The following is a 9910-nucleotide window of genomic DNA, read 5'->3' on the forward strand; positions in this document are numbered from 1 at the left end:
ACCGAGGAACACGCACTCCCCCGGGGGGCGTTGGAGCCTTCGGCAGGTCAGGTCGAAGATCTCCGGGCGGGGCTTCTCGAAGCCGACCTCGCTGCTGATGACGATCTCGTCGAAGCGGTCGGTGAGCCGGTGCGCCGCGAGGATCTCCCGTAGCCAGCCGTCGAAGTTGGAGACCAGGGCCAGCTGGTGCCCGGACGCCCGGAGTGTGTCGAGGCAGGGCAGGACGTCGGGGTACAGGCGGTAGTTGGCGGGGTCCAGGGCGTAGCGGGCCGCGCGCCGGGCGGCCGGGAGGGAGTCGGCGCCGCCCGCGCGGCGCAGGGCGTCCCGGAAGAACACGGTCCACATGGTCAGCCGGGCTTCCGGGTCGGCCTCGTCGTCGGGCCAGTGGCCTTCCGCGCCGATGGCCCACAGTGCCTCGCGCACGTCCTGTGCCGAGGGTGCCCCCTCGTCCCCGAGCCAGGAGGTGGAGAGCAGTTCGGGGAAGGCGGGGGTGAGTTCGAGCAGGGTGTCGGCGGCGTCGAACAGTACGGCGGGCGGCAGGTCGCGGGTCATCGCAGGCCTCCGTCGGCGATCAGCAGGGTGGACAGGCCTCCTCGGTCGGCCGGGAGTCCGGCCCGTAGCCCCTCCGGGGTGCCGGGCAGGAAGATGGTCTCCTCCTCGCTGGAGAAGTGGTTGCTCATCAGTACGGCGGACTTCTCCTGCCCGCAGAGCCGGACGGCTTCGAGGGCGAGTTCGACGTCGCCCTTGTGCATTTCCACCAGGACGCAGGTGATGCCCGCGGACAGGTAGCTGGTGAGTTCGCCGAGGAACTGCTGGGGCGGCAGGCTGTGGCGGCCGTGCAGCCCCGAGAGGTAGGCGAAGGACCGGTCGAAGGGGTCTTCCCGGAAGTGCCGGGCGGTCTGCGCGGCGGCGAGCAGGCCGATCGGGACTCCGGGTGTGACGTGGATCTCGCGGCCGGTGAGCGGGAGGCCGTCGAGGACGTCGTAGGTGTCGGGGTTGCCCTCGACGAGCAGGCCCACGCGGTCGTGACCGGCGGCGTGCAGCTCGCTCAGCGCCTCGTCCACCTGGTCGATGTTCTGGTCGAAGTCGCCGTAGCGGTACGGGAGTACGTGCGGCCGGAACCGTTCGTGGCCGGGGGTTTGGGTGAAGGTGTGGCGGTAGGTCCAGTCGGTCATGACCACGGGACAGCCGGTCTCCAGGGCTCCGAGGGCGTCCTCGCCTCCGGCGGGGGTCCAGGGCCCCACCCCGACGGCGCGTACGCGCTGGGGCTTCGCGGGGTGTCCGGCGCCTCTGCGAGCGGCGTTTCCGAGGGCAGCGCCTCTGGATGCGGCGTCTCTGGATGCTGCGTCTCCGGGCGCGACGGCCTGAGGGCGCGGCAAGGCGGTCGCGCTCCGCTTCGTCAGGCGCCGCTCGATCGATCCGGCCCGGCGGCTGCGGAACAGAGTGGGCACCACGAAGGCGACGGGCTCGGCGCTGTCCGCCGTGGCCGGCAGGTACTCGGACTCGGTGGCCGCCGCGGTGAACTCGGCAAGCCCGCAGGTGTCCTCGACGTACGCCACGGGCCGCCCCCAGCCGAGTGCGCCGAGGGCCGCGGTCATGTCCTCCTTGAAGCCGCGGGGGCGGAGGGTGACGAAGCCGCCGGAGACGGGGGAGAGCGGGTGCGTCTCGCCGGCCACGTCCACGGAGTGCAGGTGGCGTATGCCGGCCGCGGCACGGAAGACCTCCATGCCGACGAGGGACGTCCTGGTACCGGATGCGGTCATGGGTGGTCTCTCTCTTCGCTGGGAAGGGCACGCGGAACCGGCCCGGACGCGCCGGTGCGCGCGTCGGGGGGCCGGGCCGGGCCCGGTGTGGTGGCGGGGTCGCTCCGTGGTGACCGGGGGCCGTGGCCTGCGGTCAGGAGGTGGCATACGTGCCCTCGGCGGCGGTGATCTCCCGCTCCTCGAGGTGGGAACGGAGGGCTCCGGCCGCGGTGAGGGCGTCGTGCAGGTGCGGGTCGGCGGCGCGGAAGTAGGTCACGAGCCTGGTCAGCCGGCAACCGCGGGCGGCCTTGGCGCCGTACGTCGACTCCCCGTAGTGGATGCGGAAGCCTCCAGCTCGCGCCGCGTGGGTGATGAGTTCGTAGTAGGCGAGGTTGAAGTAGCTGCCCCGGTCCTCGGTGCTGAAGGCGCCGAGGCGGGGCACGAGGCGCCGGTGCGGCAGGTCCTCGTAGAAGGCGACGAATCCGAGCGGGCCGTCCTCGCCGTCGGCGCGCAGGACGCGCAGTCCCGGGATCGAGACGGCGCGCCGGAACCGGTCGCGTACGGCGTCGGCGTCGGCTTCGTGCCCGTAGCGCCGGTACCGGTCGAGCTGCAGCTCCACCAGGTCGGGGGTGAGGCCGTCGGCGCCGAGCACCTCGACGCGGGGCCGGCGGTCCAGGAAGCGGGCCCGTTCCTTGCGGAGCACCTTGCGCCGGTGGGAGCGGAAGCCGTCGAAGTAGGCATCGAGGCCCGTGGCGGGGACGTCGAGTACCGCGTCGGCTCCGGTGGTCACCGGCACGTACCCGCGCTCGCGCAGGATCCGGTGCAGTGCGGCCCATTCGGGTTCGTCGCGTACGTTGCCGAACTCCACCACCGGCAGGCCCTGTTCGGCCGCGATCCGCTCGGCGCCGGAGATGAGAGCGGCCAGGGCGCGCTCCCCGCCCGCGGTGACACCCGGCCGTGTCGATCCGGGTGAGACTACGGCGAGGGTGTCGGTCTCCTCCACGCGCACCCGACGCCCCAGCTCCGCCGCCTGCCGCAGCCGGTCCGGCCGCGCGTCCTCCGGCAGGCGGTCCAGCAGGTCCCGTACCGGGGAACCGAAGAGGACGGACCAGGTGGCGTAGGTGGTGTGCGGGCAGTCGTGCGGAATCACATAACAGGTCGCGAATTGCGCCCCGGGACCTCCGGGCGACGGCGCGTCGAGAATTCCGGAGCCAATCGGTCCGGAAGCGAGAACGTACTGCTCACGACTGATTCTCCCTTCCTCCGCGGCCAGCCATGGAACGGTCCTCTCTATTTCCGGTGCCGGTAATTCCGGCGGTATACCGCGGGCCCAGTCGGCCACGCTGGAATGACGGGTGACCGGCATCATCGCTCTTTTCCAGGTTCTCGTTCCGTGGCGCCCCGGACAGGCTCGGCGGATGCGTGAGGGCCGAATTCACGCAGGGCGCGGTCCGAGACCAGGGCGCCGACGGAGGCGCACGTCCAGACCGCGGCGATCCACAGCAGCGGCTCGGGGCCGACGACGCTCGCGAGGAGCGGGGCGAGCACGTACCCGAGCGGCAGGAAGGCGAAGGAGCCGATCGAGGAGATCGCCCCGACCCGGGAGAGCCGGTCGGCCGGGACCGTCTGCTGGATGGCGGTGTTGACGAGTACGCCGTACGCGGCGATGCCCGCGCCCGCGAGGAACTGCGCGGCGCACAGGGCCGGTACTCCCGCGCCCGAGGCGAGCAGCAGGGGAGGCAGACCCATCGCCAGCAGTCCGAGCGCGGCGGTCAGGATCGGGCGGCGCAGGCGCGCGCGGCCGCAGGCGAGGCTGCCCAGCAGCTCGCCCAGGGCGAAGGAGACCATCAGCAGGGCCCACCCGTTGGGGGTGAGGCGCTGCACGATGCCGGGCCCGAGCACCATGAAGGGCGCGGCGACCAGGAGCAGGATGAGGCTGTCGACCACCGTCATCCGTAGCAGCCAGGGCAGGCCGCGCAGCGCCTGCCAGCCCTCGCGCAGCCCGGCCCCCGCGGGCCGGGGCGGCCCGGTGGACTCCCCACGCGGCAGGCCCGCCAGAAGCGCGGCGCTGATCAGGAAGGAGGCCCCGTCGACCGCGAGCGCCACGGAGGGCGGCCCGAGCGCGGCGCTCACCGCGGCGAGGGTGGGGCCGAGCAGGGACGCCGTCCCGGTCCATGCTCCGACCAGGGCGTTGGCGGCTCCGAGGTCCCCGGGCTCGACGCAGTGCGGCAGGTAGCCGAAGGTCGCGGGGTAGCCGATCGCCATCGACATGCCGAAGACGGCCTGGCAGGCGAGCGCCCCCCACAGGGGCAGGCCGGTGAGGAAGACCGCGGCCGTGCCGATCTGGGTCAGGCCGCACACGGCCGAGGAGACGACCATCAACGGCCGCTTGGGCAGTCGGTCGGCGGCCACTCCCCCGACCGCGAGGAGGAGGACCTTGGGCAGGATCGCCGCGGCCATCATGGCGCCGAGCCAGACGGCGGATGCCTCGCGCGCCACGAGGCTGAGGGCCAGGGCGGTCGGCACGACCGCGTCACCGATGAGAGAAATGGCGCGGCTGATGAAGAACCGCCGGAATACCGGGGCCTTGAGGAGGGGCGTGAACTTTGCCTTCTGTTTCCCTCCCTCCGCCTTCTCTTTATTCGTCACGGACACGATCTCGAGCTTCCGAGCACTTTTACCGCATTCCCCCGTGCAGGTTGAACCCGCAATTAATTTGATTAAACGATCATGAGGCTAATAGTCCACCTGCTGAGACGTCAAGGGTTTCACCGGGTACTCGGGATCGCGCGGACCGGGTTCTGGCCGAATTTCTCGCCACTGTCCTGAAACCAGCCATGCAGGCCCCCTGCCATCGGTCGGTTGACCGATGTGGGGAGGGCCGGGGCGCCGCCATAGTTCTCGGGAGATCGTTCGCGGGCGGCCCTGGTGCGCCCGGTTTTCGAGAGGACCCTTCTGTGGACACGTATGCGGATCTGGTGTTTTTCGGCGGGCAGGTGGTCACGGTCGACGCGGAGTTCTCCGTCGCCTCGGCCCTCGCGGTGAGCGGCGGGGTCATCAGCGCCGTCGGCACGCGGGACGATGTCGCGCCGCTCATCGGGCCCGGCACCCGGGTCGTCGATCTGCGGGGAGCGACGCTCCTTCCCGGGATCAACGACTCCCATCTGCACGGCTGTGCCTACGGCATGGCGTCGCCGCCGCTCTCCCTCGACCTCGGCCACCCCACCGTGTCCTCGCTCGCGGAGGTGGCCGATTCCGTACGGGAAGCCGTCGGGCGTGTGCCGGGCGGGCAGTGGATCACGGGGCACGGCTGGGACCCCGGTTATCTCGCGGAGTGTGCCGCCGATCCGTCACGGATGCCCTCGCGGCACGACCTCGACGCCGTGAGCCCGGACCACCCCGTCGTCCTGTACTCCTTCTCCGGGCACGCCACCTGGGTCAACTCCAAGGCGCTGGAACTCATCGGGATCGACAGGCACACCGTCGCGCCGCCCGGCGGGGCCATCGTCGTGGACGGGGCCGGGGAGCCGACCGGGCTGCTCCACGAGGGAGCGCAGGCCCTCATCCAGAACGCGCTGCCGCCGCTGAGCAGGCAGGAGCGGATCGACGCGGTCAAGTCGGCCCTCGCCTCGCTCGCCCGGCTCGGCATCACCAGCTACACCGAGCCCGGGCTCGGCCCCGGCGGCGACGGCATCATGCGCGGCGCACTCGGCACGCAGACCCTCGACGTCTACCGCCGACTGCTGGCCGACGGCGAACTCACCGCCCGCCTCGGCGTCCTGCTGCTGCCCACCGGAATGGCGAGCACCGCCGAGGAGTTCGCCCGCTCCCTGGCCGCCCTCGGCGAGTACGGCGAGTACGGCGAGGCCGATCCGCGCCGCCTCGCCATCCATGGGGTCAAGATCTTCGCCGACGGTGTCGTGCCCAACAAGACGGCCTGGATGAACGAGCCGTACGTCGGTGGCGGCTGCGGCTCCCTGTGCGTGGGCGGGGAGAGCGACGCCGACCGGACCGCCGAGATGGACGCGATGATCCGGCATGCCCACGTCGCCGGGCACCAGTTGGGCGTCCACGTCACCGGGGACCGGGGCTGCGACGCCGTCGCGGACTCCTTCGCGGCGGCCATGGCCGAGCACCCCCGGCCCGACGCCCGCCACTACGTCATCCACGGCGACTTCCTCACCGCACACAGCATGAAGGTGCTGGCCGAGCACGGCCTCGGCGTCAACATGAACCCCACCATCAAGTGGACCGTCGCCGACATGGAGGAGGAGTTCGTCGGCACCGAGCGCGCGGCGTACGCGTGGCCGTACCGCGACGCCATCGACGCGGGCGTACGGGTCGCCAGCGGCTCCGACGCGCCGGTCACGGACCCGGACTGGCGCCAGGGCATCGCCACCATGATGCTGCGCGAGTCGAAGGCCGCGGGCCGGGTCAGCGGTCCGGAGCAGCGCATCGGCCTGGCCGAGGCGATCCGTACGTACACGATCGACGCGGCCTGGCAGGACTTCGCCGAGGACTGGAAGGGCTCCCTGGAACCGGGCAAGGTCGCCGACCTCTGCGTGCTCGACGGCGACTTGCTCGGCGCCGACCCCCACGACATCCCGCGGATGCCCGTCGTCCTCACCGTCGTGGACGGGCAGATCGTGCACGACACTCTTCTTGACCGGGGGTGACCGAGCGATCGAACCCGACCGCTCCCGATTGACGTACGCCAGGCACATGATCATCCTCGGAGGATGACAGCGGAGCGGAGCACGGCGGACCTCCTGGACGCGGCCGTCCACGTCCGCGAGGCGGCCAGGAGCGCCACGAGGGGTGCGGCCGGCGTCGACACGGTCCTGGCGGCGCTGTCGGAGGTGGTGGAGTACGACCACGCCTCCCTGGCCCGGTGGGATCCCCTGCGCCGCCGCCACACCACTGTGGCCGGGAGCTACCCGGACGACGCCACGGCCTACATCGAGGCCCGCCTCCACCACGACCCGGTGTTCACCGTGCTCCGCGGCCCGGCCCGGGACGGTCTCTGGCTCAGGGACGTCCCCGGCCGGCTCCTGGCGTCCTCCCCCGGCTTCCAGGAGGTGCTGGCCCCCCTCGGCATCGAGGACGGGGTGGCCCAGTGCCTGTTCGCCTCCGACGGACGGTACGTCGGCATGCTGAACGTCAGCACGCGCCGTCCACGGCGCACACCCGACCCGGCGCGCGCCGTGGTCACCTTGCTCACCGAGTCCCTCGCGGCGGCCCTCGACCCCCGCTCCGGCCCGCCGCCCGCCGAGAGGCCAGCCGCCACCGAGGAAGCACGGCGGCCCGGCGGCCTCTCGCCCCGGGAGCTACAGGTGCTGGCCGAACTGACCACAGGCCGCACCAACCGCGAGATCGCCGAGCGGCTGTACATCACGCCCCGCACCGTGGGCACCCACGTCGAACACATCCTCACCAAGCTCGACCTGCCCAACCGCGCGGCCGCCGCCGCCAGAGCCGCCACCTGGGGGATCGAACCGGCCCGCTGACAGCCGCTGTCCGACAACCCGGCCTCAGATGCGTACGCCGCGGGCCCGCAGGTAGGCGAGTGGGTCTATGTCCGCACCGAAGCCCGGCCCCGTCCGCACCTCGAAGTGCAGATGCGGGCCCGTGCTGTTGCCCGTCGAGCCCGATCTGGCGATGCGCTGGCCCGCGCCGACCTTCTGCCCGGCCTTGACCGAGAGCGCCGACAGGTGCCCGTACTGGCTGTACTTGCCGTCGGCGTGGCGTATGACCACCTGGTAGCCGTAGCTGCCGCCCCAGCCCGCGGAGACGACCTGGCCCGCGGCGACGGCCCGCACGGAGGTGCCGGTGGGCACGGCGAAGTCGACGCCGGTGTGGTACCCCTTCGACCAGGAGCGGCCCGCCGCGCGGTAGGGCGTGCTGGGTGATGCGGCGACGGGGGCGACGGCCGCCGTGGCGGCGGCGGGCTTGGCCTTCTCGGTGCGCGGGGCGGGGACCACCCGCTTCTTCTCCGGGGCCTTCTTCTGGGGAGCGGTCCTCTGGGGAGCGGTCTTCTGCGGGGCGCTCTTCTGGGGGGCGCTCTTCTGGGGGGCCGTCTTCTGAGGGGCGCGCTTCCCCTGCCCGTGTACGGAGAGCCGCTGGCCCGGCGTGATCAGGTCCGGGTCGGCGCCGATGACCCGTCGGTTGGTGTCGTACAGCTGGCGCCAACCGCCCCTGACCCGGCGTTCGTCGGCGATCCCGGAGAGGGTGTCGCCGCGCACCACGGTGTACATCTCGGCGGTACCGGCGGTGGACTGCGGGGTCACCTCCGGCTTGACGTCCTTGACGTCGCGCTTCACCGGCTTCGCCTTGGCGCGGGCCGGGGCGATGTCGGGCGAGCCGCCGCCCTTGGCGAGCCCGGCCCTCGCCGAGCAGACCGGCCAGGCGCCGGGGCCCTGCGCGTCCAGGACCTTCTCGGCCACGGCGATCTGCTGGTCCTTGGTGGCCCGGTCGGCGCGCGGCGCGTACGCCGTACCGCCGTACGCCTCCCAGGTGGACTGCTTGAACTGGAGGCCGCCGTAGAAGCCGTTGCCGGTGTTGATGCTCCAGTTGTTGCCGGACTCGCAGGCCGCCACCTTGTTCCAGGTGTCGACGTCGGCGGCACCGGCGGTGCCCGCGACGGTCAGCGGGAGCGCCATGCCCGCCCCGCCCGCGGTGACGGTGAGTGACGCGCGGTTGATGCGGTTCGGCTGATACCGGCGGTGCCGGCCCCGTACGGCCATGGCGAGCCCCCTAGGACACACGTCATCACGGATTGCAACACAGACACACGACAAGCCCGCAAGCTAGCCGGTCGGACCAATCCATGACAAGTGCCGGGCGCATACGGGGCGTTGGCCGATCATGACCTCAAATGCCCCTCGAACCAACGCAGTTGGACTTCCTGCTGGTAGGGGCCGCCACCCTCGTGATCGTTGAAGGAGTACACCTCCATGGAACGCTCGCTTCCCGCATAGGCGTTGAAGGCGGCGAACACCGTGGACGGCGGGCACGTCTGGTCCTCCAGGGCGGCCGAGAAGAGCGCGGGGGCCCGCCCCCGGGCGGCGAAGTGCACGCCGTCGAAGTACGAGAGCGTCTGGAAGACCCGCTCCTGCCCGTCCCGACGGGCCTTCAGATAGAGGCCGATCTCCTTGTAGGGCTGACGGTCGGTGAGGGTCGCCGCACGCGGGAAGTCGCACAGGAACGGCACGTCGGCCGCGACGGCCGCCAGGTCCGGTACGAGACCGCCGACCGCGAGGGCGAGGCCGCCGCCCTGGCTGACCCCGAGCGCGGCGACCCGCGAGGAGTCCACCAGCGGATGGGCACGGACGGCCTCGACGGCCCGCACCGCGTCGACGTACAGCCGCCGGTAGTAGTAGTCGTGCGGGTCCTCGATGCCGCGTGTCATGAACCCGGGATACGCGGGTCCGCTGCCCACGGGGTCCGGGGTGTCGCCCTGCGCCCACCCTCCGCTGCCCTGCCCCCGGGTGTCCATGACGAAGTGCGCGTAGCCGGCGGTGGCCCAGAGCAGATGCATGTGCGGCAGCCCGCGTCCACCGCCGTAGCCGATGTACTCGACGACGGCGGGCAGCGGCTGCCCGGCCCCTCCTCCGACCTCGGCCCCGGCCCCGACCCCGGCGGGCAGAACCAGCCATCCCTTGACGGGGTGCCCGCCGAATCCGGCGTACGTGACGTCGAAGACCCGCACGCCCCGCAACGGCAGTTCCACCGCGTCGAACCGCGCGTCCACCTCGTGCTGACGCGCCTCCAGCAACGTCTTCTCCCAGAAGGCATCGAAGTCGTCGGGCTCCGGCAACTCGGGCTGGTAGCGGCGCAGTTCATCGAGGGGCAGGTCGAACTGGGGCACGGGCGGCTCCTCCTTCGGACACGGTGTCGGAGGCTCACGCTATGCCAGTCGCCCCCGCGTCCGGCAGGGGCGACTTCCCGCCCGGATGGGAGGCAGGGCACGGCGGCCCCGCCCCCCTCACCTCAGCGTCAGGACAGCGGCCCCGGCTGGGGCTCGGGCACCGGGTCGGGCCCCGGCGGCTTGGGGATCGGGGACGGCGACGGTTCCGGCGTGGGCCGCGGGTCGGGCTGCGGCACGGGGTCCGGGTCCGGGAAGGGGCCCGGCGGTACGGGGTCAGGGAACGGATGGGTCATGTCGATCC

8 protein-coding genes are annotated in these 9910 nt (G+C 72.2%); 2 read left to right on the forward strand and 6 right to left on the reverse strand.

The annotated features are described in order from the left end of the window. The 4 genes from GKQ77_RS19840 to GKQ77_RS19855 all read right to left on the reverse strand — a co-directional run. Positions 1–552 (reverse strand): HAD family hydrolase (locus GKQ77_RS19840; protein ID WP_219690264.1); only part of this gene is annotated, 552 nt, incomplete at its 3' end. Then, entirely contained in the window at positions 549–1763 is a 1215-nt protein-coding gene (locus GKQ77_RS19845) for a hypothetical protein (RefSeq protein ID WP_219690265.1), read from the reverse strand. The genes GKQ77_RS19840 and GKQ77_RS19845, both read right to left, overlap by 4 nt. A gap of 133 nt (positions 1764–1896) precedes the next feature. Then, complete coding sequence (locus GKQ77_RS19850) at positions 1897–2892, reverse strand: hypothetical protein (protein ID WP_219690266.1); 996 nt, start codon at positions 2890–2892, stop codon at positions 1897–1899. A gap of 215 nt (positions 2893–3107) precedes the next feature. Then, positions 3108–4397, reverse strand: a complete 1290-nt coding sequence (locus GKQ77_RS19855; protein ID WP_219690267.1) for an MFS transporter — start codon at positions 4395–4397, stop codon at positions 3108–3110. Between the two features lie 302 nt (positions 4398–4699). Here GKQ77_RS19855 and GKQ77_RS19860 point away from each other — a divergent pair, with 302 nt between their 5' ends. Continuing rightward, entirely contained in the window at positions 4700–6418 is a 1719-nt protein-coding gene (locus tag GKQ77_RS19860) for an amidohydrolase (RefSeq protein WP_308117720.1), read from the forward strand. A gap of 63 nt (positions 6419–6481) precedes the next feature. Beyond that, a complete protein-coding gene (locus GKQ77_RS19865; RefSeq protein WP_219690269.1) occupies positions 6482–7249 on the forward strand; it encodes a helix-turn-helix transcriptional regulator in 768 nt (255 codons plus the stop codon). A gap of 24 nt (positions 7250–7273) precedes the next feature. Here the strand turns inward: GKQ77_RS19865 and GKQ77_RS19870 are convergent, their stop codons facing one another. After that, complete coding sequence (locus GKQ77_RS19870) at positions 7274–8485, reverse strand: transglycosylase family protein (protein WP_219690270.1); 1212 nt, start codon at positions 8483–8485, stop codon at positions 7274–7276. 119 nt (positions 8486–8604) lie between these two features. After that, positions 8605–9609, reverse strand: coding sequence for an acetylxylan esterase (locus tag GKQ77_RS19875; RefSeq protein WP_219690271.1), 1005 nt, complete (start codon positions 9607–9609; stop codon positions 8605–8607). Positions 9610–9910 lie beyond the last annotated feature (301 nt).

The sequence above is a fragment of the Streptomyces anatolicus genome (assembly GCF_019400875.1).
Lineage (GTDB): Bacteria > Actinomycetota > Actinomycetes > Streptomycetales > Streptomycetaceae > Streptomyces > Streptomyces anatolicus.

Bases quoted from the DNA above. Each gene is read 5' to 3' on its own strand.
- GKQ77_RS19845 (WP_219690265.1), bottom strand. From the start codon at position 1,763: ATGACCGCATCCGGTACCAGGACGTCCCTCGTCGGCATGGAGGTCTTC.
- GKQ77_RS19865 (WP_219690269.1), top strand. From the start codon at position 6,482: ATGACAGCGGAGCGGAGCACGGCGGACCTCCTGGACGCGGCCGTCCAC.
- GKQ77_RS19870 (WP_219690270.1), bottom strand. From the start codon at position 8,485: ATGGCCGTACGGGGCCGGCACCGCCGGTATCAGCCGAACCGCATCAAC.